The sequence below is a fragment of the Bacteroides sp. f07 genome (assembly GCF_042854785.1).
Taxonomy (GTDB): Bacteria; Bacteroidota; Bacteroidia; order Bacteroidales; family Bacteroidaceae; genus Bacteroides.
Window position 1 is genome coordinate 545,535 of sequence record NZ_BAABXI010000002.1, and the last position, 25,885, is coordinate 571,419.

The 25,885-nt window shown below is 42.4% G+C and carries 17 protein-coding genes and 1 pseudogene; 8 read left to right on the forward strand and 10 right to left on the reverse strand.

What is annotated here, in order from left to right; genetic code table 11:
* Nucleotides 1-13: 13 nt before the first annotated feature.
* Complete coding sequence (locus ACGHVY_RS17165) at nt 14-3,046, forward strand: hypothetical protein (protein WP_390600146.1); 3,033 nt, start codon at nt 14-16, stop codon at nt 3,044-3,046.
* A 76-nt stretch (nt 3,047-3,122) separates the two neighbouring features.
* Here ACGHVY_RS17165 and ACGHVY_RS17170 read toward each other — a convergent pair whose 3' ends face one another.
* Complete coding sequence (locus ACGHVY_RS17170; protein ID WP_390600148.1) at nt 3,123-4,316, reverse strand: DNA/RNA non-specific endonuclease; 1,194 nt, start codon at nt 4,314-4,316, stop codon at nt 3,123-3,125.
* A complete protein-coding gene (locus ACGHVY_RS17175) occupies nt 4,313-5,338 on the reverse strand; it encodes an endonuclease/exonuclease/phosphatase family protein (protein WP_390600150.1) in 1,026 nt (341 codons plus the stop codon). Before ACGHVY_RS17175 ends, ACGHVY_RS17170 begins: the two co-directional genes overlap by 4 nt.
* Nucleotides 5,339-5,538: 200 nt before the next feature.
* Between ACGHVY_RS17175 and ACGHVY_RS17180 the strand changes: the two genes are divergently transcribed.
* The 5 genes and pseudogenes from ACGHVY_RS17180 to ACGHVY_RS17200 form a co-directional block, all read left to right on the forward strand.
* Entirely contained in the window at nt 5,539-8,067 is a 2,529-nt protein-coding gene (locus ACGHVY_RS17180) for a TonB-dependent receptor (RefSeq protein WP_390600151.1), read from the forward strand.
* 47 nt (nt 8,068-8,114) lie between these two features.
* Nucleotides 8,115-8,957, forward strand: a complete 843-nt coding sequence (locus ACGHVY_RS17185; RefSeq protein ID WP_390600154.1) for a DUF5689 domain-containing protein — start codon at nt 8,115-8,117, stop codon at nt 8,955-8,957.
* A 20-nt stretch (nt 8,958-8,977) separates the two neighbouring features.
* The gene (locus ACGHVY_RS17190) at nt 8,978-11,014 is read left to right on the forward strand and encodes a DUF6359 domain-containing protein (protein WP_390600155.1); all 2,037 of its coding nucleotides are present in this window, start codon (nt 8,978-8,980) and stop codon (nt 11,012-11,014) included.
* A 115-nt stretch (nt 11,015-11,129) separates the two neighbouring features.
* The gene (locus ACGHVY_RS17195) at nt 11,130-11,984 is read left to right on the forward strand and encodes a DNA/RNA non-specific endonuclease (RefSeq protein WP_390600158.1); all 855 of its coding nucleotides are present in this window, start codon (nt 11,130-11,132) and stop codon (nt 11,982-11,984) included.
* Nucleotides 11,985-12,038: 54 nt separating this feature from the next.
* A pseudogene (locus ACGHVY_RS17200) lies at nt 12,039-12,206 on the forward strand (endonuclease/exonuclease/phosphatase family protein); the annotation flags it as partial.
* 92 nt (nt 12,207-12,298) lie between these two features.
* On the opposite strand, the gene ACGHVY_RS17205 reads toward ACGHVY_RS17200, so the two are convergent.
* From ACGHVY_RS17205 to ACGHVY_RS17220, 4 genes are all read right to left on the reverse strand, one after another.
* Nucleotides 12,299-13,597, reverse strand: coding sequence for an ATP-binding protein (locus ACGHVY_RS17205; RefSeq protein WP_390600161.1), 1,299 nt, complete (start codon nt 13,595-13,597; stop codon nt 12,299-12,301).
* A gap of 277 nt (nt 13,598-13,874) precedes the next feature.
* Entirely contained in the window at nt 13,875-15,986 is a 2,112-nt protein-coding gene (locus tag ACGHVY_RS17210; RefSeq protein WP_390600163.1) for a BT4734/BF3469 family protein, read from the reverse strand.
* 987 nt (nt 15,987-16,973) lie between these two features.
* Nucleotides 16,974-17,969, reverse strand: coding sequence for a transposase (locus tag ACGHVY_RS17215; RefSeq protein ID WP_390599313.1), 996 nt, complete (start codon nt 17,967-17,969; stop codon nt 16,974-16,976).
* Nucleotides 17,935-18,267 carry a hypothetical protein gene (locus ACGHVY_RS17220; RefSeq protein ID WP_390599314.1) on the reverse strand — a complete coding sequence of 111 codons (333 nt, stop codon included), beginning with the start codon at nt 18,265-18,267 and terminating at the stop codon, nt 17,935-17,937. The genes ACGHVY_RS17215 and ACGHVY_RS17220 overlap by 35 nt, the downstream gene beginning before the upstream one ends.
* A gap of 239 nt (nt 18,268-18,506) precedes the next feature.
* Between ACGHVY_RS17220 and ACGHVY_RS17225 the strand changes: the two genes are divergently transcribed.
* The gene (locus tag ACGHVY_RS17225) at nt 18,507-18,965 is read left to right on the forward strand and encodes a hypothetical protein (RefSeq protein ID WP_390600166.1); all 459 of its coding nucleotides are present in this window, start codon (nt 18,507-18,509) and stop codon (nt 18,963-18,965) included.
* 242 nt (nt 18,966-19,207) lie between these two features.
* A complete protein-coding gene (locus tag ACGHVY_RS17230) occupies nt 19,208-21,775 on the forward strand; it encodes a TonB-dependent receptor domain-containing protein (protein WP_390600168.1) in 2,568 nt (855 codons plus the stop codon).
* Nucleotides 21,776-21,787: 12 nt separating this feature from the next.
* On the opposite strand, the gene ACGHVY_RS17235 is transcribed toward ACGHVY_RS17230, so the two are convergent.
* The 4 genes from ACGHVY_RS17235 to ACGHVY_RS17250 all read right to left on the reverse strand — a co-directional run bounded on the left by ACGHVY_RS17235 (nt 21,788) and on the right by ACGHVY_RS17250 (nt 25,868).
* Nucleotides 21,788-23,434, reverse strand: a complete 1,647-nt coding sequence (locus tag ACGHVY_RS17235) for a KGGVGR-motif variant AAA ATPase (RefSeq protein ID WP_390600171.1) — start codon at nt 23,432-23,434, stop codon at nt 21,788-21,790.
* Nucleotides 23,435-23,439: 5 nt separating this feature from the next.
* Nucleotides 23,440-23,934: a helix-turn-helix transcriptional regulator gene (locus ACGHVY_RS17240; RefSeq protein ID WP_390600174.1), complete on the reverse strand. Its 495-nt coding sequence runs from the start codon at nt 23,932-23,934 to the stop codon at nt 23,440-23,442.
* Between the two features lie 105 nt (nt 23,935-24,039).
* Nucleotides 24,040-24,381: a DUF6932 family protein gene (locus ACGHVY_RS17245; protein ID WP_390600177.1), complete on the reverse strand. Its 342-nt coding sequence runs from the start codon at nt 24,379-24,381 to the stop codon at nt 24,040-24,042.
* An 83-nt stretch (nt 24,382-24,464) separates the two neighbouring features.
* Nucleotides 24,465-25,868 carry a glucoamylase family protein gene (locus ACGHVY_RS17250; protein WP_390600180.1) on the reverse strand — a complete coding sequence of 468 codons (1,404 nt, stop codon included), beginning with the start codon at nt 25,866-25,868 and terminating at the stop codon, nt 24,465-24,467.
* Between the last annotated feature and the right edge of the window lie 17 nt (nt 25,869-25,885).

Genomic DNA, 25,885 nt, shown 5'->3' on the forward strand with positions numbered 1-25,885 from the left:
ATAATTAATGGTGATGAAAAGATATATATTGACGTGTGTTTGTGGTGGAATGCTTGCCGGAAGTGTAATGGCTCAGCAGCAGGATTCCATTGCAAAAATGCGAGATGCCGCTGCTGCTCAGGATTCCGCTATGCAACGAAGAAGTCAGGCTGACACAGCCTATCGTGTGAAATACAACGCTTTGAAATATTCGATGCAGAAACGTTATCAGCCTCAAGGTCTGGAGTTTGTCAATAAAAAGTTCTTGGATAACTTCTTTGTCAGTTTCTGGGGTGGATATAACCGTATCATTCCTCAGGGTGGAATGAATCTTTCCGGCGGACCGGAAATCGGCTTGGCTGCATCAAAATTCTTTTCTTCTAAAAACGGGATGCGGTTATATGGAAGCTGGCAGTCTGCCAACCGGCAGAGTGATAATGAGAAGTGGACTAACTATACGCTTGGGATAGATCATATTTTCAATCTTAGTACTGCCTTTGCCGGTTATAACCCTTATCGTATGTTCGAACTCTCTACGGTAGAGGGGCTTGGGGTGCATCTCGCTTCATTGGCGGGAGAGAAGCAGAAAGCTGTTGATTTTCATCTGGGGCTGCAAATGAAAATATCCACCGGGACTCGTCTGGATGTGTTCATGGAGCCGGGAGTTTCTTTTTATACAGATGGAATTGATATTTCCGGAAACAATAACTCACATGGTTATGATATAGGTTTCAATGCCCGGGTGGGTATGAATTATCGCTTAGGTACTTTTACTCCGCGTGGAAGTACGGAAGCTGGGGATGAAAATTTCTTGGATAATACATTTGTCAGTGCGGGAATGGGATTGCAGGCGCAGAATTCCTCATTGGCCAGAGAACAAGGGTTGTTAGGCTCTACAGGACCTATTTTTGGCGTGGCGGCAGGTAAGTGGTTTCTCGATTTATTCGGTTTTCGTCTGTCTGCGTTTGGCTCTTATGATGTATGGAAAGCAAATCAAAAGACTGGAATTGACAGAATGACTTTGTATGCGGGTGGACGGGCTGAAGTGATGCTGAATCCTTTCGCCTTTTTTAAGAAAGATGTGCGTTCGATGAAATGGGGAATCGTCCCGATGTTCGGTGTCGAGCTGGGGGTAATGAAGAAACAGGATGAACGTGAGCTTGTATCCAAATCGTATACCGGAATGACCGGCGGGCTTCAATTTAAGTACTATCCGACAGAGAATCTCGCTTTCTTTGTAGAACCCCGTATGTCATTTGTACCTTATACATTTACGGAGAAGACGATTTCCGGGAAGGTGAATGAATATTCTTTCATGGATAAATTGATGAATGTAAGTGTAGGTGTTGAACTGCGTCGTCCTACTCGTCCGCAATGGCAACAGTTGACAAAACTGAGGGGGGATTTTACACCTTATTATTATACCTCTTATGCTGTCGGTATGACAATGCCGCAGCAATTGAACCGGCCTACTTCACGACGTCCGGGATTTATAATCGGAGCTGCAGTCGGACGTCAGTTCAGTTCACTTTCCGGAGTACGTCTGGGACTTGATTTTAATAATGCGGCTACCCGTACGACAGATGACAAGACTGATCGTTATACTTTTACGAGCCTTTCTTTGGATTATATGTTTGATATATCCAATTGGGTGATAGGTTACGACCCGGAACGCAAGTTCGGTACGGAAGTCTTTGCCGGACCTGTCATTACCCGTTGCTTCGATCCTGGGAAAACTTATGTAGGAGGAGAAGGCGGGGTACGCCCTTATTGGAGACTGGGAGAGCAATTTGATGTTTTTGCAGAGTCTAAATTACGGCTTTATACAAAACGCTATATGAATTCCCGTGGAGGGGCGAAAGGGACTCCTTTGCAACTGTCTTTTGCTTTGGGAACATCTTACCGGTTTAGTCCGGCTTTACGTAAGAATTTGACGGAAAGCGGATTCGGGGATGGCACAATCTGGGGGAATACATTTATTAGTGGAGGAGTCGGTTTCCAGTCTTTGGTCGGCCCAAGTCGTTCTATGGATGCTTTCGCTTCGGCGGGTCCGACGATGAGTGTGTCTGTCGGTAAGTGGTTGTTACCTTATTGGGGAGTACGTTTTTCCGGTTTTGCGGGAATCAGCAGTTGGGGACAGGCTTTGAGTGAATATGGAACCCTTTCTGACAAGCGGACGATGCAGGGAGGAATACGGGTGGAAAGTATGTTTGATGTTCTTTCTTTCTGGAAATATGATAAAGAGCGGCGATGGGGAATTGTCCCGATGCTTGGTTTGGAACTGGGAAAAGTCCGTAGGCAGAGTGAGAAAGCCAAAGTTAGTGCGGCGGGAGCGGCATATGCAGGTGTAACGGCCGGATTACAATGCAAATATTATGTTTCCGATCATATGGCATTATTTATAGAGCCCCGTTTCTCGCGTATACCTTATTCTTATAGAGACGTAAATGTAGAGTCCGGTTATATTGGCCCGCGTACTACGGCAGCGGATAATGTAATGAGTGTTCAGATAGGCCTGGAATTCCGTCATGCGGGTGGTAAGGCATTGAAGGAACTGGCGGCTCTCAGAAGAGAATTCGAACCTTATTATTTTGCTTCATGGAATGTAGGTGCCAATATGCCCGTCCATCGTGTAAAGTATGATTCGAATGCAGGTCTTGGAGTGCTGATTGGTGTATCGGGGGGACGGCAGTTCTTCCCGTGTTCCGGAGCGCGTGTCGGTTTGGATTATACTGCCTTGCCGGGTAGAAACGGTGGGGATGCACGTAAACTGATTAGTGTGTCGGCTGATTACCTCTTTGATATAACTCATTTCATGGGTGGCTATAATCCTGAACGTAAATTTGGAGTAGAAATTCTGGCAGGTCCGGTTCTGGCATTCGGCTCAGAACCTAATAAGACAACCTTTGGTGTAGAAGGTGGCTTGCATTTTTATTATAAATTGGTTAAAGGGTTCGGAGTATTTGCAGAACCCCGTATGCGTATGTATACTAAGAATATTTTGGCAGGCGGTGATCTTACTCCTGTGCATGCTGCATTTTCGGTGGGGACTTCTTATCGGTTCTGATAGATTGAAATGACAATTGAAATATAATAAAAGCCAGCATTTCGCTGGCTTTTATTATATTTCAGTATGTTGGGGGTTAACCTTCTCTCCAACTCCAATCACTGGGATTATAGTTAATTTCTACGTTGTTTTCAATTGCATCTTCAAGATTGTGGAAGAAATTAATTCCGGTTTTCTGCTCTAATTCTCTAATAGACATAGAGTAGCGTTTAATAAGATTAGTCTTATTATTTGTATGTTCTACATAAAATGCAATACCTTTATATTGTTTGTTCTTATATGACAGAACTGCTATAAAATAATATTTAGGAACAGCTACTCCTGTGCTAGTCCGAGCGCGTATATCTTCTTCTTTATCAATAGTACCACCTTTGACAACGTATAGAGTGTCTGCAGGATTGTTGATTTGTCCCCATGCTTGTACTTGGTCTTCTACATTATTCCAAACACCTCCACCGGTATTGAAACCGGTTTGTTGTTGCGGACTCATATTGGAATAATAAAATGTTTGTTCATTTGCAGCTCTGCTATATACTCTGTCACCGGAACCAACCATATGCCCTCTTGTATACTCTGGGTTATAGTCGCTTTTTGATGTTCTGTATTGCGCAGGGATATTGGTGTCTTCTTTCCATGCATCAGAGCGTTTTACATTTGACTGACATGTATAATTGTCGAAAGTAAACGCCACCCAGCGTATATGCTTTTTCGTACAGTCATATTCATAACTATAAGTAATTATCTCTTTGTTATTTTCTTTGGTAGTCCATGTATGAAATATGTTCATACTTCCTCCCTTTAATACAGGAATCTCAATTCTTCCTGCATATCCCGAAGGTCTCTCTGGATCTGGATCGGGGTTTGGATCTGGATCAGGGTTTGGATCTGGATCAGGATTAGAACCGTTGCCGGCCAACTGCTTGATGGTGAATGTTGCCTTTTCTTTTCCTGAAGTTATTGTAATAGTTACATTACGCTCTGCACCGGTATTTGCTTTCATGTAGCCAGTGATAGCCCCGTTCCCGCTACCGGATGCCCTACTTAATGTACACCATGGCTCACTACTTGAAGCTTCCCATGTTCCGCTTGCTTTTACTCGAATGATAAATCCACCACCGTTGGCATTGATTTGTGTTTGGTCAATGGAGGCGATACCTTGATTGGTATTACCCGGGTTTTCTGGTAGGTCCGGAATATTCTGTTCGCTACAAGATATAGCTGTGCTACAAACTATGAACAGAATAAATAGTTTAAATAATCCTTTTGTCATTTTACTTCTTTAATTAAATAAATTATGGTAGGTAAGTGATCGCTATATCCGTTTAGCCATACACCACCTGCTTGCGTTCGTTTTGGATATCCTTTATATTTCCCTTCTTTTTGGAACATGAAATCCCGACGGAAAATTTCATGTTTATAGTATTTCAATGAACTACGGTCGTTACCTAACATATTTCCGGTAAATACAATTTGGTCAAATAAGTTCCATTTACCTCTATACATTAATGTTCCGTAGCCTTTTTTCAGTGTGTCCCACCATGGATTATATAAATCTTCCGGACCAACATCTGCCGGTTTTCTCTTGGCTCCAAGTGCCACAGCCATACTTTTGTCCATCGGGTCATCATTCATGTCTCCCATGATAACCACTTTTGCAGCAGAGTCTTCCCTTAGTAAAGAATCTTTTATTGCTCTGACTTGTTCACCCGCACGTTCGCGAGCAGCAGACGCAGCGGCGCGTGAAGGCCAATGGTTGACAATAAAATGCATTTTTTCTCCAGCTATATAACCGCTGGCAATAAGGAAGCCGCGTGTTTTATGTACTGTATCATTTATATATACGTATGGAACGAGTTTGCTGTTTGAAAGTTCAAATAATTTAGGGTTGTAGAAGAATGCGCAATCTACGCCACGCCTGTCTTCGCCCTCATAATGAATATATTTATAATCTCTGTCAATTAAAGCTGGCTGTTTCAGAATATCTTCCAGAACTCTGTAGTTCTCAATTTCAGATACACCGATAATGGCAGGTCCCATTGGTAACTTGTCAGTTGAAAGTTTACTTAAAATTTCCGACATATTCTTCAGTTTTGCCTTATATTTCATCGAATTCCATTGGTTCGTTCCATTGGGCAAATACTCATAGTCGTTCTTACCTTCATCATGGATTGTGTCGAATAAATTCTCCATGTTGTAGAAAGCTACACTGTAGAGGGCATATTTCTTTTCTTGTCCATAAGCCATTAGGACAAAAAAGACAAGTAGGCTGAGAATCATTAAGTTTTTTTTCATCTTTAAAATTGATTTTAAAAGTGGGTTATTTGACATTCGTATGACAAATATCTAAAAAGAAAACGGAAAAACCACCCTTTCGAGTGACTTTTTTCAAAAAAAACATTGATATTTATAAAATTCTTTGTTATTTTGCCTTTCCGCTTATTTCTTTAGCGTTACAAAACAAAAGACCAATTAACATTAATATAAATTAAATTATGAAACAACGACTAGGGTTAGCGATCGTGCTATTTTGCTTAACACCAGCACTTTTGGCTCAGCAAAAGGCGAAGCAAAATGCCCGTGAAGACAATGCTTCTTTCATGTTTACAGAATCACAATTGAACGAAGATGATGATGCAGCTCAGAGTACCTCTGCGTTGGTCACTTCCAACAATGATGTTTATCTGTCAAATGTAGGTTATCTGTTTAGCCCAATGAGATTTCGCGTAAGGGGATATGATTCCCAATATAGCGATATGTACATCAATGGGGTACAATTCAATGATGTAGAAACAGGACGTTTCAGCTACGGATTAATCGGGGGATTAAATGACGCGACCCGTAATAAAGAAGGTATCGGTCCTTTTGAAGTCAATAATTTTACTTTTGGCGCGATAGGGGGAGCTACTAATATTAATTTACGTGCCAGTCAGTATGCAGCCGGATCAAAACTCACATTATCAGGTAGTAACCGTAATTACATTTTGCGTGGAATGTACACTTATTCCACTGGTTTGATGAACAATGGCTGGGCGTTTACCGGTTCATTGGGATATCGTTGGGGGAATGAAGGTAATATTGAAGGTATTAAGTATAACTCTTTCTCTTATTTCCTTGGTGCAGAGAAAGTTTTTAATGAACGCCACAGTCTTTCTTTAGCTACATGGGGAACACCTACAGAGAGAGGTCAACAAATGGCAGCGACTGAGGAAGCTTATTATTTGGCCAATAGCCATTATTACAATCCAAACTGGGGGTATCAAAATGGTGAGAAACGAAATGCACGCATTGTGCGTCAGTTTGAACCGTCGGCTATCGCTTCTTGGAACTTCAATATTGATGATAATAAGAAGTTGGTGACAAGTGCAGGATTCAAGTATTCTAATTATGGCAAGAGTGCTTTGGGGTGGAATGGTAATGCGGCAGATCCACGTCCGGATTATTATAAGAAGTTACCTAGTTCTATCTTTGACGTATGGGAATCAGTTCCTACTCCTGACGAGTTGCAGCAATTTAATGAAGTAACTGATAATTGGAAGAATAATAAGGCTTATCGTCAATTGGATTGGGATGCTCTTTATTTTGCCAATAAACAAGCCAATTCATTGGGCAAGGAAGCACTCTATTATGTGGAAGAACGTCATGATGACCAGTTGGCATTCAACTTTAGCTCAGTATTCAATCATCAATGGAATGAACGTAACAGTTATGTTGCGGGAATCGCGGTGAATACAACGAAAGGTATGCACTATAAAAAAATGAAGGATTTGTTGGGTGCGCAACTCTATACTGATGTTGATAAGTTTGCAGTGCGTGATCATGGCGCAAGTTCTACTATGGTACAGAATGACCTCGATAATCCGAACCGTCGTATCGGTGAAGGCGATAAGTTTGGTTACGATTATAATATTTATGTAAATAAACAGAGTGCTTGGATACGTTATCAAGGAAACAATGCCGGTTCGCTCAATTATTTCGTATCCGGTAAGATTGGGTCTACACAAATGTTCCGTGACGGACAAATGAGAAACGGACGTGCTCCATTGAAGTCATTGGGTAGTAGTGGTACTGCCAAGTTTCTGGAAGGAGGAGTAAAAGCAGGATTAAGTTGGGCTATCAATGGCAACCATTCATTTACATTGAATGCAGGCTATGAAGATCGTGCACCGCTTGCCTATAACTCTTTCATTGCTCCGCGTATTAAGAATGATTTTGTGAAAGATTTGAAAACAGAACGTATTTTCGGTGGTGATCTGACTTACAATTTCAATACTTCATGGGTAATGGGACGTTTGACCGGTTATTATACACGCTTCCAGAATCAGGTGGAAATGGATGCATTCTATAATGACAGTGAAGCACGTTTTACTTATCTTTCTATGAACGGTATTGAAAAGGAACATTGGGGTGTAGAAGCGGCAGCTACATTTAAGCTGACAAGTGAACTTTCATTGACCGCTATTGGTACTTGGAGTGACGCTAAATATACAAATAACCCTGATGCTGTGTTGACATACGAAAGTGAAAACGAGTCAAATCTAGATCGTGTTTATACAAAAGGTCTACATGCAAATGGTACACCGTTATCTGCTTATAGCCTTGCCTTGGATTATAACATAAATGGTTGGTTCTTTAACTTGACAGGTAACTACTATGATCGTGTATACATTGACTTCTCAAGCTATCGTCGCCTTGGAAGTGTATTGGATAAGAATGGTGCAGGCGTAGATGCTAACGGTAATCCGGTTCTTAATGTTCCGGGACAGGAAAAACTGGACGGAGGATTTATGCTTGATGCTTCTATCGGAAAATTTATTCGTTTGCGTAATGGCAAGAGTATTAGCCTTAACCTGAGTCTGACTAATATCTTGAATAATACAGATCTCCGTACGGGTGGCTTTGAACAAAACCGTGATGATAATTACAAAGACGGTGACGCGCGTATTTATAAGTTCTCTAAGAACTCCAAGTATTTCTATGCGTTCCCGTTCAATGCTTTCTTGAATATTGGTTATAGATTTTAAGAATGTGTAGTTATCAATCCAAAACAAAAAGAAAGGAAGAAACGATTATGAAGAAATTACTATCTATATTATGTACCGGATTGCTGTTATGTGGTGCAGTTCTTACTTCTTGCGAGAATTATGATGACCCGGTAACAGGTAATGCCTATGGCAATAATTCTATTCCGGAAGGGCGCACAATTTCAATCGCTGCATTGAAAGAAAAATATAATGACTTTATAGATACGAGTACAGATACCTATACTACTATTGAAGGTGAAACCCGTATTGAAGGTGTAATTACCTGTGATGACGAGAGTGGTAATCTGTACAAGAAGTTGGTCGTGGCCGACGAAACTGGTGCTATTGTTATTGGCGTTAATGCAACCGGTTTGTATGCATTTTGTCCGGTAGGTCAGAAAGTGGTAATCGATTGTAAAGGTTTGCAGATAGGTAGCTACCGTAAGCAGGCGCAAATTGGTACTGTTTATAATAACTCAGTTGGACGTATGCCTGAGTATGTATGGAAACAGCATGTTCGTCTGATTAATGAACCGAAGCTGTATTATGAGGAATTGAAACCGATTGAGGTTAGTACACCTGCCGAGCTTGCTGCTATTGATTTAAAGGCAGCACCGGTATTGGTGACTTTTAAAAACGTAAAGCTTTCCGAAGCAGACGGAACAGCAACCTACGCTCCTGGTGATGAAGGTTCCGTAAAGCGTTATTTCACTTATGCTGATGGTACAGAGAGTGGAAGTAACTTGTTCCTTTATACTAGTGCTTACGCAAACTTCTCAATGGAGATAATGCCGCAAGGTAGTGTGAATATTACAGGTATTTTGTTACGTTATAATAACCAGTGGGAGGTTGTTGTTCGTACTTTAAGCGATATCAAACGAAATAATTAATTCAATTAACACATATAATTATGAAAAAGATTCTAAATGCTTTATTCTTAACACTGCTTGCGGTGTTTACATTTAGTTCATGTAGTGATGTTCCTGCTCCTTATGATATATTGGGAGAAGGTGATGTTCCGGGGCTTACAGGTGGTGGCACTAAGGAAGATCCATATAATATTGAAACTGCACAGAAAAAACAGGATGGTTCTATTGCTTGGGTACAAGGATATATTGTAGGTTGTGTAGATGGAGAAGGAAAAACTATTGCTACGGAGAGCAAGTTTGAGGCTCCTTTCACAATAGCTTCAAATATATTGATTGCAGATACACCGAATGAAACTAATTATAAAAATTGTATTCCTGTACAATTGGTAGGTGGCTCTGATGTTCGTACAGCATTGAACTTGAAGGACAATGCAGGAAATTTGGGTAAGATCGTAATGATTTATGGCTCATTGGAAAAATATTTTGGTGTAGCAGGACTGAAGTCGGCTACTGCGGCTGTGTTGGATGGAACTGAGATAGGAGAAGGAGGTTCTGAACAACCGAGTGGTAGCTTAGCTGAGTTACTTGATCCGTCTAATCCGGTAAGCCAAGTGGTTAATACGTTTGACGATGCGGAAAATGATAAAGAGTATGTAAAAGAAGGATATGTGAATTTTGCAGAAGTTGGTGCTAGAACTTGGCGGGGTAAACCTTTTAATGGTAATGGTTTGATTCAGGCAACTGCCTACGGAAGTAAAGTGGCTTCGGTTATTTCATGGTTTGTTACTCCTGCTGTGAATATAGCTCAAATGGATGTGAAGAAAGTTACTTTTGATTGTATATCAGCTTATTATAAAGATGGTAATAAGTTGGAAGTTTATTTCCTTGAAAAAGATGGCAATAATTTAAAACAGACTCTATTGGATGTTGGTACTTTGCCTCAAAATGCTGAGGGGTATTCTGACGCTAAGACTTTGACGGCTGATCTTACAAACATTGGTGATAAAGTAGGTTTCATTGGCTTTAAATATGTTGGTGGTGAAGTAGCTAGCGGAACTTATCAGATTGATAATTTGTATGTGGGTGTAGAACCGAGTGAAGGTCCTGGACCTGAACAACCTGGAGGTGGTACTGAATTATTGACGAATGGAGGTTTTGAAGATTGGGCAGAAGGTTATCCTGTAAATTGGAAATCTGCATCTACGGCAAGCAATGCAACCCTTGAACAATCTACTGATAAAAGAAATGGAAATTATTCTGTTTTGGTAAAAGGAACTACTACTGCAAATAAACGTTTAGGTAGTACAGAAATGACATTGAAAGCCGGTACTTATACATTTAGTGCCTATTTGAAAGCTGCTACAGTAGAAAATGCAAGTGCCCGTTTAGGGTATGCAATAGTTGGTGCTGATGGAACAATTGGTGGTAGCGATTATAAGTATGATGATTATGTGAATAATATAACTAATACAGAATGGATTGCAAAAAGTTATACATTTACTTTGGAAGAGGAACAAAAGATATGTTTGGTGATTATGAATTCTAAAACGATTGGAATCGATTTTTTGGTTGATGATGCTAGTTTAAAAACAGAGAATGGAGGGATTGTAGATGGTGGAGGAACAGAACCCTCTCCTGAGTTAGCTCCATATGAAAGTAATATATCTATGCCTGCTGCTTCTGACTCAAAAGACAATTTCTATTATACTTGTACTGTAAATGAATTTGCTGCTTTGAAATTAGGAAAAAATGGTGTTGCTGGAACATGGACTTCTGATGTTCTAGGAGCGGCGAAAACACATCTGTCTTTTTATTCTGTTGGATGGACAGGTAAGAACGGTACAAGCCTAACTGTAGAGATTGTAGGAGGAGGTTCTTTTGAAGGTGGTGAAGTGTCAAAGACAGTAAGTCTGACTGCAAATACAGGCTTTTCAGGTTCGGGAAGTGCTTTTACAATTGTTCCCGTTGCTGATACAGACTATCATGAGTATACTTTGATTGGTACTACTGCTAATTCTAAGATTAAGTTCTCGACTGACAAAGAGCGTGGTGCAGTCTTTGGAGTAAAACTTAAGTAGTAGCATAGGGTAATATAGCGAAAAGATCTCAAAGGGAGAATGTAACTTTTCTCTTTGAGATTTTTTCTTTTATATAGAAAATATATGTATGATGGATTATTCTAAAAATAGAGAGATGAGGTATTTAACAAGGTATTTTTTGTTAAGTTTATTATGCATAAGCTTATTTTCTTGTGATAAAGATGACAATTACGATTCCAATAATTTCGCCACCGGCATCGTAGAACTTCCGGCTCTTCGCAATGGTACAAATGATGTATTCATAACTCACTCTACTACTTTCAACGGGCAGAAAATAACCACTTTTAGTATGGAATATGATAAAAGTAAGAAACACTCCCGTTGGATTGCCTTTCGGTTTGATAACCAAACAAAACAGCAAAATGTAGATCGTAGTAATGAACCGTTTGACGCAGACCCTTCTGTTGCTTCAGAGTATCAGCGTGTACAAGCAGACTTTGGAAGAAAAGGTTATGACCGGGGACATCTTTGCGCATCCGCCGACCGACTTTATTCTCGTGAAGTAAATGAACAAACATTCTATTACACCAATATGAGTCCGCAACGGAATGCATTCAATACAGGTGTTTGGTTAGCGTTGGAAGGGCAAGTACAGTCATGGGGGCGTAGTTGCACAGCTTCGGATACTTTGTATGTGGTAAAAGGTGGAACGATTGATAAAGAAGAACAGGTTAAAGAGTATATAGGTGGTGACCGTAGTAAGCCCGTTCCAAAATACTATTATATGGCTTTGTTGTTTAAGAAGGGAGATTCTTTTAAAGCGATAGCCTTTTGGATGGAACACACCGACAGCAAACCATCAAAAACAATAAAGCTAGCCGACTATGTATTATCTATAGATGAACTGGAAGAAAAAACAGGAATTGATTTCTTTCCCAATCTTAATGATAACTTGGAAAATGCACTTGAAGCCACTTACTCAACAAAAGCCTGGCCTGGGTTAGAATAATTTTTTAATTTTATTATCACCGTAGATAATAAAAAGTTTCCGTTTGATAAGGAAAGTTCTTTGAAATTCTGGAAAGCGGAAATATTTAACCGTGATTTCCTGACAACACAAGAAGGAAAACGCAAAGGATACCCGTGGCGTACTTTCTCCAGTAATACTTTTATAAATGGATATAGTGACCACTTGCCGGCCTTGATTTATTTTGTGAAAGAAATACGTTAATAGTATTCTTATTATATTGTAAATGCATAGATTTGAATAACTTGGTGTTGTTTGAATCTATGCATTTACAGTATCCCTAAGTATGAAAACAACTATTGTAACATCCACTTCCAGGCGGGAACAACAGAGATTGTTATCCCTTCTGTTTCTATCTTTTCTTCCTGTTCGAAGGTGACAATTATACAATTCTTGCAACCGGTAGTCTTGTAAGCGTCTAATATTCCGCCAATTTCCCGTGCGGTATTATGTGAATTTAGTAGCCAGGTGACTTGTATCAGTGAGGAGATATGCTCTTCTGTTTGAATTACGAAATCACATTCTTTTTCTCCTTTGTAATAGTATATTTTCTCATTCGGTGTCTTTTTTCTACGTAAATGAAGATATACAGAATTTTCTAATAGCTTTCCCTCATCTCCACTTTGGGGTAACAATACGGATGAGCGCAAACCATTATCTATTATGTAATATTTGGAAAGAGAGTTATTCTCCTGTATTATAGAAGAAGTATATTTGGGAACCTTAAAAAACATAAAGATGGAGCAGGCATGTTCCAATAGTTCATACAAAGTATCTTTAGCCACCTTTATCCCCTGCGACTTCAAATCATTGAAAACACTATTGGTCGAAGTCGGTTTTGTCAGGTTGGACATGACTCTTTTTAAAAAGTACCGGATCATGCTCGGATTACTCAGCTCATAATGCTCTATCAAATCTCTGAATAACATTGTATTAAAATAACTTTGCAATTCTCGATCTTTTATGGATTGTTCTTTTTGGAGAACAACTTCGGGAAAAGCACTTCCGCCATTATACTCCTTAAAAGTAACTTTCAACTTAGCCCTTCCGCTTTCCGTATAAGGGTCTATATCGATTTTCTTAAACAGGCAGAATTCTTTGAATGAAAGAGGGAATTCCTCATATTCGAGTGGCCATCCCCGAAGAGCGGTAGCTAGTTCTTCCGACAACATTTGTGCATTACTGCCGGATACGTAGATATTCTTACAGTAAGTCTTGAACAGGCGGAGGACAAAAAGTTCCCAGTCTTTGATCATCTGTATTTCGTCAAAAAACATATAGACAGTATCGATAGGGATGTCTGGGTACATTTCCATATAAGCCTGGATGATTTCGTCCAAATCTTTAGTTTGCATATCATATAGACGTTCATCATCAAAGCCTATCCATAGAATTTGTTCTCTACGGACACCACTTTCTACTAGTGCATTAATTGCCAGCATCATTAAAGAGGATTTGCCACAACGTCTAACTCCGGGGATTGTAATAATCTTCTTACTGTTTAAGGGTAATTCCAGTTCACGTGGGATGACTTCAAAAGGAAGTTCTTTTTGCTTGAGGGCAATAAGTGATTGGAGAATTTGTCTTAGGCTCATACGGCAAATATTTTAAGTTTTCGTTTTCAACGGATAAAGATAGCAAAAAGTTTCCGTTTGAAAAGGAAAGATTTTGAGAAAAGTTTCCGTCTGAGAAGGAAACTTCTGTGATTTGCCATATTCTAACTTTCGCTTCATAGTGATTTCACCAATTCCTCTTTCAACCTATCACCACCCTTCTGAAACTCCCTGTTCATCGTGCTTACAGAACGGTGATAGGTTGTCTCTGACCTATCACCTCATCTATCACCTATCACCGTCCTGGAAAACTGTATATTTATTCTCTTTTTGGCTTGATTCGGACCACTTTATAGACATTTCCCCGTTTGGCATGCACGGAAGGCACTTGATTCCTTTGCAATATTCTTCCGAACTGAATAATATTACAATTTGATATATGTATCCTGCTGTCATGCTGTACCTGTTCCAGTATCTCAATGGCGAGAAGTTGCTCGTATTCTTCCTCGTCTTCCCGGGCAGCACGGAAATATTGGTGGAATAATTGCTCCGCGATAGGCATAACCTGAAATTCTTGATTGCCTTCAGTCATCACTTTTTCGTCCTCGGTGTCGAACCAGTAGCGCTCTCCTCTGTAAATATCGTGCATCGCTTGCGCATAAAGCTGCTCATAATCAATGGGGGAACAGTCAATGGGAGCAGTTAAGTAGACGACGATATAGCGCCGGCTGCCGGAAGTGTCGGTCAGTAAATCCTTGTGGTTGCTTGTGCCGATGAATGAAGCATAGCGGCGCATCTCCTGCGTGGCTGTGGCACGGGGGCGGCGGGTGTTGACCACCGGTTTTTGGATGATATGCTTCAGGAAAGCCTGTTGATGCACTCCGTTCTGGTCGAATTCGTCCATGTTGATGAGCGCAAAACGGTTTAGAGATAGTTCGGCATCCCTTTTGTTGCTGAAGTCGATGTGGTCCGTGTAATATATCTGTAATTCGGACGGTAACAGATTCCGGCAAAAAGTAGATTTTCGATAGCCTTGCGGACCGACAAGCAATGGTACCGTACAATTGGAGTACTTGCGGTCAGTGTGACGCCAGTGCGCTACCATGCTTAGAAACCAACGATAGAACAAGTCAGGCCAGTAGCCATTGTTGCAAGGGACGCGGGCAGCCAGTTCACGAATCCGGTCGCGACCGTCCCAACGGACGTCCACTCCGAAGAGAAAATCCTCGATAGGATTGAATATCGGGATGCGGTCGGAGTTCAGGTAGCGGGCGACGTCCCTGTCCCAAAGGCTGAGTCCTTCCAAGCGGGCGTTCATGGCGATGCTGTTTTGTACCCGGTTGGTGATGGGGCGGAAACAGAAACAAAAAGTGTTCCGTTCGCGATATTCCGTTACGGTTGTCATTGTGTTGTAACGAAATTCATATCGGCGTTGCATAAATTCTTCCGTGCGAAGCTCCAGTTCCTGTTCTGTTGATAAGGGAGATTTCTGTCCGAATCCTTTGGCGTGGGTATATATGTTTTGTACGGTCTGGCGGATAAGGAACTCTTTCTTTTTGGTGTAGAAATGAGCGATGGCCCAACGGGCAGTTTCTTCTTCCGGTATGCCTGCCTGAAAACAATTTTCCGCAAGGCGGACTAACAGTGGCTTGAGGTCTTCGTCAGAATGGAGATGTACGTTGGGCTGGAGTTCGCTTAATGATTGATAAGCCTTGCTTAGGGCGCTCTCGAAGAGGGCGGACAAGGTATCGAAACTATCGTAGCCCGGAATCAACCGTTTGAATGGCGATGTTTCCGCTTGTACGGATTCTTTGTAGGTGGTGTCCGACGGCATTTCCAGCGGTTGACGCATGTAGATGACGGTGGCATCAGAGTTGTAATAAAGTTCCGGGTCGTAGGTTTGCCGGCAGAATTGCTCCAAAGTAGGGTTCTTAAGTTCGATGGAGTAGGAGAGAGCCGGTTGGTACAGGCTGACTGCTTTTCTGTAGGCGTGGGCTTGGAATATTTCCGCTTCTTCCCGGCTTTTGGGTAGTGAATTGTCCGGGCGTGTGAAGCGCAGCCATATTTTTACGGAATGTCCGCCGGAACCCATGAAGGCGGCGAAAGTTTGCGTAAGTTCTGCCGCTTCCTGTTTCACGCGGTTTACTTCCGTCCGGTTTGCCAGGTGGTTGACTTCTATTTGCACAATACCGTTGTATTCGGTCATTTGTGCGCCATTGGCTGTTTTGCGGAAGTTGGCTGCCGGGATGACCTTGGTCAGTCGCTGGGCTTCTTCCAGTGTAGAGTCGGGTGATGCGTAACGTATATTTGTCCGAAGATTGCTAATCGGGCGGGCTTTCGTCTCATGCTTCATCGCTTCTATTTGTAGGTTTATATCCAGCGTCCGCATAGTTGACGTTTCGCCGTAGTCCCGCATCAAAGTAAGTTTCATGTTAAATGTATTTGTTGTTTCTCCTTTTTCATTAAAGGCTGATAAAGGTAGACTTTATTATCCAGTCTGCCAAGTTATTTCGCACTTATTATTGCTCGGTTATGTTTATAATCTTCATTCGCTTCTTTCAGATATTCCTTAGTGCTTGCCTATTGTTTGTTTTGTACAGAGGGGTTGGTTGCATCATGTAGTGGAACAAAGTGTTCCAAGGCTTGAAACACTTTGTTTCTCACCGAGAAACACTTCGTTTCAAGTAATGAAACACTTAGTTTCAAGCCTTGGAAACTAAAGTTTCAAGGGTTGGAAACTACAGTGTCAAGCGCTGGAAACTAAAGTTTCCTGCCGGGGAAATAGTGGTTTCACGGCAGGAAACGGAATGTAGCCCTTGTTGATACTTTTATTTGCACGTGGGCTTCTGTTTGCATGCCGGTTTTGTTTCTGGCGGACGGTGATAGGTGATAGATAAAGTGATAGGTTGCCGACAACCTATCACCGTTCTGTAAGTACGATGGATAAGGAGTTTCAGGACGGTGGTGATAGGTTGAAAGAGGATTCTCACTTTTGTATATAGTAGAGAGGGGAAATATACGGAACTTCTTGCATTTATTCCCATATTTCCACAGCATTTCAAAAAAAACATCTATCTTTGCAATACGCTTTCTGCTCATCAGCGTGGTGAAACTTGCGGAAAGCGGTTTTTATTATTTAGGGAATATGTAAAGTTTCATCTCTCAGAATCAAAATTTAGCGATTTTACTAAAGAGAGATGATGCGGCAGATATTCCACGCGAACGGCTTATATCAACATATCCGTAACGGATGTGTTATATATAAACAACTGGCGTGGATGTCTGTTGTCATCATTATCTTTTAGGAGGGTGTCGCTAGCCTTGATTCTGGATAATGGTACAACAGCATTCACGTCTTTCTTGTATCCGGCCGGTTTGTTTACCCCAAAAACTTAGGCGCATGGTAATAAACCTGTGTTTATGCGTATAGATTGCAAAGGCGGAAGATAAAGAATTTAGTATCGTTGACACCGTGTAGTTTGGCTCTGAATGCCTTTATTTTAGAGTTGATGGACTCGGCGGATGCGTTTGTAGATCGGTTATCAAAGAAGTTTATTATTTCATCGGAGTGTTCGTAAAAGGTAGCAGCGATGGTGTTGAAAGACTTAAAACCTGATTCAGCCACCTTATTATACCAACGAGCAAGATTGAGCCGGGCGGTATCGGGAGTGGATTTCTTGCTAGAAAATATTGCTCTGAGATGCTGAGATAACCAGTATGCCTCTTTAAGATCAGGATAGAGCGAGAACATCAGATCAATGCGCTGCCGTTGGGATTCAGTCCATTTATCAGGGGATTTGAACAATGCATAACGTCCACGGGCAAGTAGCTCCTTGAGAGTGTCGCCATTTGGAAGCCGTTCAGGCACATACTTCTCGCCTGATAATTTTGCTTGTTCACGCGCTTCGGTATCAGCATTTACGGCGTCCCAGCGATGCTTGATGCGTATCTCCTGCACGGCTTCCAGCGCCAGCTTCTGAACATGAAAGCGGTCAATAACGCGCTTTGCCCTAGGGAAAGCATAGCGGCATATACGGTGCATGCTGTCGGCCAGATCAAGAGTTATCTCAATCACCTTGTTGCGCAGACGACTGTTAATCTGTCTTAATGCGTGCAGTACCGTATCAGAGTCAGTTCCAAGTACTATGGCCACTATGGAATGTTTTCGCCCGTGAGCTGCTTTGTTGGTAACAATCGTATATAGTTCGCCATTACTCAATGATGTCTCATCAATACTCAGGTGTTCTCCGATGTTTTCAGGGAAGACACGCCATTGCTCGGCATGTAGTCCCTCTGCGGTGTCTTTCCATTGCCAGTAACCGCTCAGATGGCGTTTGTACTGACGCTCGAACAGGTCTCCGTCAATATCGAAGAACCACTCAAGAGAGCGGCCCGTAATCGGGTATCTGTCCAAGCATACCTTTTAAAAAAGCCGCGAACTCTTTCGAGAAGCGGGTGCCTTCAGCTACTATGTCCCAGCGTTTTGAAACGCTCTTACCTGTCTCAATCTCAACCCAACGGCGACGCTTGACGTGAAAGGTCATCTTCCGGCCTCTGACCGGGTAGTCCCGCACTGTGCTTTCCTCGTAGAACCCGTTGGGACGTAGCTGTCCGGCCTCATAGCCGTCAACTCCATTGTCACGTTCTTCCAGTGTCACATCAAGTGTTTCTTTGGTTTTTTCAACCTTGACCACTTCAAAGTATTCAACCATTTCCTCGGGCAGCAGGCACTCGGCCAGTTCTATATACGGATTCTTTTCCATTGCAGTTCTTTTTACTTCTGCAAAGGTAAAAATTTCATCTCACATACACAGGTTTATTACCATGCGCCAAAACTTAACCTAACCAATCCCCACCCGTCCGAAATACAGAAATCGTGGATGCTCGTTGTCCCACATAAACAAACAATACTCTTTATTTTTATTGTGGAACACATTAAAACAAATGCATTATGCCGAAATGGATTAGCGTAGAGAAAGCAGCAGCGAAGTATGGATTCAATAAAGAAGTTATTTTGCTTTGGGCGGAAATGAAAAGATTTTCTGTGGGGTATGGTGAGCCTTCCCCTGTCATTGACGAAGGAAGTTTTCAGGAATTTCTGTGCCGGATGAAGAAAGGAATTACGTCCGAGTATGTCGACACATTGGAAGAGCTATGCATGCAGAAAACGAGGATTTGCGATTTGTATGTCGAAATCATTGGCGACCAAGATAAAGAACTTCTGCGGCAAAGAGAGAAAATAGCCAAGATAGACCAGATACAGGTGGCAATGAAAATGCAGAACGACCGGATAAGGGATTGTAAGAAAGTGTTTGCAGAATATGGAGACACTTTTCGGGACGGTTGGGCGGAAAAACTGCATAGAAGTCTGAAACGGTTATTGGCAAACAGGAAGTCTTGGAAATCTTAGGAGCCTTGGAAGCATTAGGAGTCTTGGAAGCATTAGGATGATTTGGATTGATTTTAGGGGGATTCGGAATGATTTAGAATAGTTGGGAACAAGATTGTAGTAATATATTTTATCTATTCGTTTTATTTTCTTAACTCCGAATGTTTCGTAACTGGCGGAAAACCATCTACTTTTATCCCCACGTTTGCAGCATTTGAGTATATGCTGCGTCTAATAAATAAAAAAACTAAATAATTCTAGTCATGAAACACAGACTGTTGCTACTATTACTATTCGTGTTTGCTACATTTGCGACGGGGTGGGCGCAAAAAGCTGTAGACCCTTCTTTTACAATCAAAGGCGTGCTTTTGGATTCGTTAAGCCAAGAGGGAGAACCGTATGCAACTATCAGGATTACAAAGAAAAATGCTCCCGACAAAGCTGTAAAAATGGCGGTGACCGGGGCGAGTGGTAAATTTCAGGAGAAACTGAATATACCTGCCGGAGATTATGTGATTAGCATTTCTTCGATTGGTAAAGCGCCGGTTGTGAGGGACTTTACTTTGAAGTCGTCTACGAAAGTCGTTGACTTCGGGACGTTGTATTCTTCGGAAGCCAATAATGAGCTGAAGGGAGTGGAAGTTGTCGCCCAGAAACCTTTGGTGAAGGTAGATGTGGATAAGATTGAATATAATATTGAAGATGACCCTGACTCCAAGTCGAACAGTATTCTGGAGATGCTGCGCAAAGTTCCTTTGGTGACGGTAGATGGGGAAGATAATGTGCAGGTGAACGGAAGCAGCAGTTTCAAGATACATGTGAACGGAAAGCCGAATAACATGATGAGCAATAATCCGAAAGAAGTACTGAAAAGTATGCCGGCAAATACTATTAAATATATTGAGGTGATTACCTCGCCGGGGGCGAAGTACGATGCGGAAGGCGTAGGCGGTATTCTGAATATCGTTACGGTGGGTAGCGGATTCGAGGGATATACGGCTACATTTCGGGGAAATGCCAGTAATAACGGAGTCGGGGCCGGTACTTATGCGATGGTGAAACAGGGTAAGATGACTGTTTCCGTCAATTATAATTATGATTATAATAATCGTCCGCGCAGCTACTCGGACAGTTACCGTGAGAATTACGAGCCGGGAACGAGGGACGAGAAGTTTCTCGAATCTCAAAGCAGTTCCAAGTCAAAAGGGAATTTTCAGTATGGCAATTTGGAAGCGAGCTATGAGATTGATACGTTGAGGCTGCTGACGGTGGCTTTCGGGATGTATGGCAGCAGTGATAAGAGCAACAATAACGGAAATACGGTAATGTATAGGACGGATCATGAGGACGTTGCTTATCGTTACCGGACGGATGGGCATAGTGAAAATTCGTGGTATTCCATAAATGGGAATATAGATTATCAGCGTACTTCCCGGAAGAATAAACAACGGATGCTTACCTTATCCTATAAGATAAATACGCAACCTCAAACTGATAATTCTAACAATGTTTATCTGGATATATTTCCCGACGAACAGAAAGACGAACTGGCTGAGCGATTGCGGTTGGAAAATTATCATTCGGACGGAAAGACGAATACGATGGAGCAGACTTTCCAGGTAGATTATACGACTCCGATAGGGAAATTGCATACCGTTGAGACGGGGGCGAAATATATTTTCCGCCGTAATAGCAGTGACAACGCGCTCTATGAGGCGGCAGGCGGGAGCGACGACTATGTGTACAATGAAAACCGAAGCAGTGAGTACCGTCATCTGAACCATATCTTGTCAGCCTATGTGGGATATACATTGAAGTATAAGGACTTCTCTTTCAAACCGGGAGTACGTTATGAACAGACCATACAACGGGTGAAATATATCGTAGGGCCGGGTGAGAATTTCCATACGAATTACAGCGATTTGGTTCCGTCCGTCTCTTTGGGGATGAAAATCGGCAAGACGCAGAATCTGCGTGCCGGTTATAATATGCGCATCTGGCGTCCGGGAATCTGGAGTCTGAATCCTTACTTTAATAATCAAGACCCGATGTCTATCAGTCAGGGAAATCCGGACTTGAAGAGTGAGAAAAGCCATGCTTTTGATATTGCGTACAGTAATTTCAGTGCCAAGTTCAATATAAACGTTTCGTTGCGCCATTCATTCGGCAATAACGGGATAGAGAGGGTAAGCCGGCTGATAAACAATGAGGACGGAGAAATCTTTGACAATAATCCGGAACACAGGGCGCCGGACGGGGCTATGTACAGCACTTATGATAATATCGGCAAGAATCGGGATACCGGATTGTCCCTTTATCTGAACTGGAACGCTTCTTCCAAAACACGTATTTACGTGAACGGGCGCGGAAGTTACAGGGATTTGAAGAGTGAGGCGCAAGGGTTGCACAATTATGGATGGAACGCTTCCTGCCACGGAGGTATCCAGCATACGCTTCCTTTGAAAATTCGTTTGAGCCTGAATGGAGGCGGGGGGACTCCGTATATCAGTTTACAGGGAAAAGGTTCCGGCTACCAGTATTACAGCATCGGAGTGAACCGTTCGTTCCTGAAGGACGACCGTCTCAGCCTGAACCTATATTGCAGCAATGTCTTTGAGAAGTACAGAACGTATAACAGCCATACGAAAGGCGACAATTTTATATCGAAGAGTAGCGGAAAGTATCCGAACCGTTATGTCGGGTTCAGTATCGGCTACCGGATTGGAGAGCTGAAAGCCAGCGTGAAGAAAGCTGCCCGCAGCATCAGTAATGATGATGTGAGAGGTGGTGAGGGCGGTGGAGGAAGTGCCGGTGGCGGAGGTGGTCAGTAAGACCACCACTGCTCAACTTAGCCAGAAGGATATGATGTGTCTTATGTCATATTTATCCAGTATGGCTAGGAATCTTTCATCTTCGAGACATTCTTTGTAAATATAGAACATTGCATCATACTTCACCCAACGCAGGTCGTAGTTGTATTTCAGGCCAAGTTCTATATTTCTGTAGAAGTCAAGTTTCTCATTCATGCGATATTTGATTTCTGCAAGAGTGATATATATTATATCCAGTTCCGAGTCGATTTCGAAGGCTTTGTTGACCGATTCCAGAGCTTTGTCGTATTTCTTATAGAAATTGTACATTGCTGCCTCTTCGTTATAATATATTGCATTATCCGGATGGGCTTTTATTAATTGGGCAATCGCTTCCATGTCTTTTTCTTCATTGTGATAGAGGACGTGCTCTATCTGTATCTTGAGAAATTGTGCAAGCTCATAACCTTCGTCATAAATCTTATTCAGGAGGGTTTCACTTTTCCGATAATTTCCTAACAGAAAGTTCAAGTAAACCTCTTTTAGTTGGATAGAGAACAGTTCAGGACCAAGGGTCTTAGTCGCTTTACTTGCAAATTCCAATGCTTTCTGAAGTTCGAAACGAGCATAATAATAGTTGCTTAGGAATGAATATCCATAAGAAAAATTGGGATATTTCTCAATCAGCAATTCTGCTTGTTCTATGAAACGGGTATCGTTTTCTTTATAGTAGCGTAATGCTTTGTCTACTTCTAACTGAAGCTGCTTGTATCCGTCAAAAGTGACAAGGTCTTCTTTTGAGAAATAATTCTTTACCAAAGAATCATACAAGGCCATATATTCTTTGACGGAAGAAGTTTTGGAGACTTCGTATATATAAGAAGTGTTGCAAAGCTCGTTCTCTTCCAGGCAGCGGTCCGAATGGATTACATTCGCACTTTCGAGGGTGATGCCATTCTGTGCTAGACATTCTTTGATGATATTTGTCTTTTGCTCTACAATGATATTATGTTTTACTTTTTCATCGGGACTGTCCGGTAGAGGGATACGGGTCAGGACAAAATGATAGGTCCTCTTGATTCCCAGCAGGTTGTTTTCCGGTGCCGAGAGCGAGTTCAGGACTTTACAGCAGCCTTTGATGTTTTCTTCGTTATTGGCAGCTAGAAAGACAACGTCGTCGGCAAGCAAGGACATCGTGATAGCGGACATTTCCGTGATTCCTGTTCTGGAGTCTATCAGTAAGAAGTCGGGAGCCAGTTCCTCTTCTATCTGTTTCTTCAGGTTCAGAAAGAAATCAATGCCGTAACTGTTTTCTGCGTAGAATAAGTTCCACCAATTGATGCGTGCGAGTTTTTTCCAGTAATCACTTGAGTCAACATTGCCTGCCGCACATAAATGGATGGTATTTATTGCGTTGGTTAAACGAATGTCAACCATATAATCTGATATATGACGGGGCTGTACATTTTCCACGGCATATGAATAAATATAATCCACCAATCCTTTGTCGATAGGCTGTTGAAGTTCTTTGGCATATTTGCTTTGCAACCCCGGAGCTTCCAAGTCAAAGTCGAGGATACACACTTTCTTTCCAAATTCAGCCAAGCGATTGGCTATGTTGACTAACGCCAATGTTCGTCCGACTCCTCCTTTGTATGAATAAAAAGTAAATGTTTTCATAACTCTTATATGATTAGCATGAGTGAAGCTCTTTCTTTGGCGATGCGAGTGGCTCTGGCTGATTCTTCCGTCTGTTGGAATGGAGCAGGAATTTGGCCGGAGGCACTAAGTTGAAAGTTCAATTCGCATTTTTTAGCGAGTGCCCGTATGATTTGTACGACTCGTTCAAATTTAACTTTACCATATTCTTGTTGTTCATAGCGTTGGATTTGTTGTTCCGGCACTCCTATTTTGTCTGCCAGTTCCTTTTGGGTGTATCCGGAAGCTATACGCAAGGCTATGATAGATTTAGGAAGGTTTTCGTTTGTGAAAGACAGGTATTGCCGGTTTCTTAGTTTCTCGAATTCTTCGATTTCCGAACTCAAGTCTTTCAAACGGCAGTAGTATGCTGCTTTTTGCATACGGTCGGTCAGTTCTTCTCCTTTTATCTGATACAAGGCATCCAGCAACTCTTCCATTTCCTGTTTGGCGCGTGTCAGTTGGCTTTCGTTCTTAATCATATCTTAGTTCAGATTTATTTTTATTATTCCCTTTTTCTTCCTCTTTGCTCCTTTTATTCCTTGAAAGAAATCCAGATAGGCTTGATATTCAAGCCTGCATAAAGGCTATAGAAGAATAGGCTCTCCTTTGAATTTTTGTTTTTGCGTTTCCCGCAGTTTATAATCGTCAGTGAGGAGCAGGCAAGGCTCTTGTCTTTTCAGTGTCTTAAGAGATTGTGCACTTCCTTTGAAGCAGGCATCCCAGTCGTCGGGTTCCAGTTTGTCGGTGACGAAGCTACCGTCGATATAGATAGCTTCGCAACCGCAAATCTTTAGTATATTTATAACTTGAAGTAAACCTTCCAGCAGTTCTTTACGTTTGGGGCTGAATCCGAAGGTTATTTCAAATTCTTCCCAACTGAGCGTGTGAATTCCTTCAGGCAAATATCCTTCTTTATTAAATTCCATAATCACACATCATTTCTGTTGTGCAAATATAGAAAAAAATACCAGGATATTGAAGGATGGATAGTTTTATTTCTGTCTCACATCTATTTCTGTCTCACATCCTGTTTGTTGGTATTAAAACCCAGCTTCGTCAGTCCTGCCTGTACATCGGGATGGCTCATGAAGAGATTCCATAACAAGCCTGTACGGTAGTTCTCAATCATGACGGCGATAGGGCCCTGGTCGATGGCGAGGTAGCGTTGCGGATACCAGTTGTCCGTCTCGCTGAAAGCGTCGTAGAATCCGAAGGGACCGAATACTTTGTCGCCCATATTATAGAGGTGGCGCATCACCTGCATGGAATATTCCGGTGTATAGACGATGGATGAGAGGGCGGCGGTAGGAGAGATGACTCCCTTGTCGTCCTGCTCGTTGGGTGAGTGGGCGGCATATCCGTCTACGGAGTAACTGGCGGTCAGTCCCCAGCAATCGGGGCCGAAACCTTTATAATGTTTGGGGTTGCGGATGCAATAGGCACGGTTGACTAATGTCAGGTTGCGCATTTCGTGGAAGTAGCTGGGGCAGTATTCGTCTTTCAGCCCGACGGGGTCGAGTCCGAGGAACGAATATTGTGCCCAGAAAAGCGGGCCGGCTTCTGTTCCCTGGTAGCGGAGATGAAGTTTGATTCCTTCTACTTTATGTGGAGAGACGATGGCGCCGTTCTGTGCCCATCCGTCATGATAGACGGCGGCAGGTACTCCGTGCGTTGGCGAAGCGGCGGCAAGGATATACATAATCATGCATTCGTTGTAACCGTGTACGGGGAAATTCATTTCCCAGCCGTAAGTGGGGCTCCAATGCCAGTAGAGGACGTTTTGCCCGCCTTTCCGGTACCAGTTCCAGTCGACGTCACGCCAGATTTGGTCGATGCGTTGGGCGAGTGCTTTTTCTTTCTCGTTGCCGTCTGCGTAATATTGGTGTACGGCAAGAAGTCCTTGGATAAGGAAGGCGGTTTCTACGAGGTCACCGCCGTTGTCTTTCTGTCCGAAAGGTTTCACTTTTCCGGTATCGCCATACCACCAGTGCGGATAAGCCCCGTGAAAGCGGTCGGCTTTTTCGAGGAAGGAGACGATGCGTTCCATGCGTGCCAGTCCTTCTTCACGGGTGACGTAGCCGCGGTCTATTCCGGCAAGGATAGCCATGATGCCGAAGCCGCTGCCACCGGAAGTGACTACGTTGGCATCGTCCTGCGGGTATACACCATCTACATGATAGCGTTCGGGAGCAAGACCGCTGTTCGGTTCCGCGCCTTCCCAGAAATAGAGGAAGGTACGTCGTTGGACGGTATCCATCAAGGCATCGTCCGACAGTGAATCGGTGACGGCGGAAAGGTTGTCGCTTTTGCTTTTCCCTTTACAGTTTTGGAAAGTCAGGGCAACGGCGGACAAGAACAGCAGCATGAGAGGGAGTGCGCTCATTGTTGCGAGTCTTTTATATTTATCGTTCATAATCAGGGTAATAGTTT

Coding starts and splice junctions, on each gene's coding strand:
- ACGHVY_RS17165 (WP_390600146.1), top strand. CDS start 14: ATGAAAAGATATATATTGACGTGTGTTTGTGGTGGAATGCTTGCCGGA.
- ACGHVY_RS17170 (WP_390600148.1), bottom strand. CDS start 4,316: ATGACAAAAGGATTATTTAAACTATTTATTCTGTTCATAGTTTGTAGC.
- ACGHVY_RS17175 (WP_390600150.1), bottom strand. CDS start 5,338: ATGAAAAAAAACTTAATGATTCTCAGCCTACTTGTCTTTTTTGTCCTA.
- ACGHVY_RS17180 (WP_390600151.1), top strand. CDS start 5,539: ATGAAACAACGACTAGGGTTAGCGATCGTGCTATTTTGCTTAACACCA.
- ACGHVY_RS17185 (WP_390600154.1), top strand. CDS start 8,115: ATGAAGAAATTACTATCTATATTATGTACCGGATTGCTGTTATGTGGT.
- ACGHVY_RS17190 (WP_390600155.1), top strand. CDS start 8,978: ATGAAAAAGATTCTAAATGCTTTATTCTTAACACTGCTTGCGGTGTTT.
- ACGHVY_RS17195 (WP_390600158.1), top strand. CDS start 11,130: ATGAGGTATTTAACAAGGTATTTTTTGTTAAGTTTATTATGCATAAGC.
- ACGHVY_RS17205 (WP_390600161.1), bottom strand. CDS start 13,597: ATGAGCCTAAGACAAATTCTCCAATCACTTATTGCCCTCAAGCAAAAA.
- ACGHVY_RS17210 (WP_390600163.1), bottom strand. CDS start 15,986: ATGAAACTTACTTTGATGCGGGACTACGGCGAAACGTCAACTATGCGG.
- ACGHVY_RS17220 (WP_390599314.1), bottom strand. CDS start 18,267: ATGGTTGAATACTTTGAAGTGGTCAAGGTTGAAAAAACCAAAGAAACA.
- ACGHVY_RS17225 (WP_390600166.1), top strand. CDS start 18,507: ATGCCGAAATGGATTAGCGTAGAGAAAGCAGCAGCGAAGTATGGATTC.
- ACGHVY_RS17230 (WP_390600168.1), top strand. CDS start 19,208: ATGAAACACAGACTGTTGCTACTATTACTATTCGTGTTTGCTACATTT.
- ACGHVY_RS17235 (WP_390600171.1), bottom strand. CDS start 23,434: ATGAAAACATTTACTTTTTATTCATACAAAGGAGGAGTCGGACGAACA.
- ACGHVY_RS17240 (WP_390600174.1), bottom strand. CDS start 23,934: ATGATTAAGAACGAAAGCCAACTGACACGCGCCAAACAGGAAATGGAA.
- ACGHVY_RS17245 (WP_390600177.1), bottom strand. CDS start 24,381: ATGGAATTTAATAAAGAAGGATATTTGCCTGAAGGAATTCACACGCTC.
- ACGHVY_RS17250 (WP_390600180.1), bottom strand. CDS start 25,868: ATGAACGATAAATATAAAAGACTCGCAACAATGAGCGCACTCCCTCTC.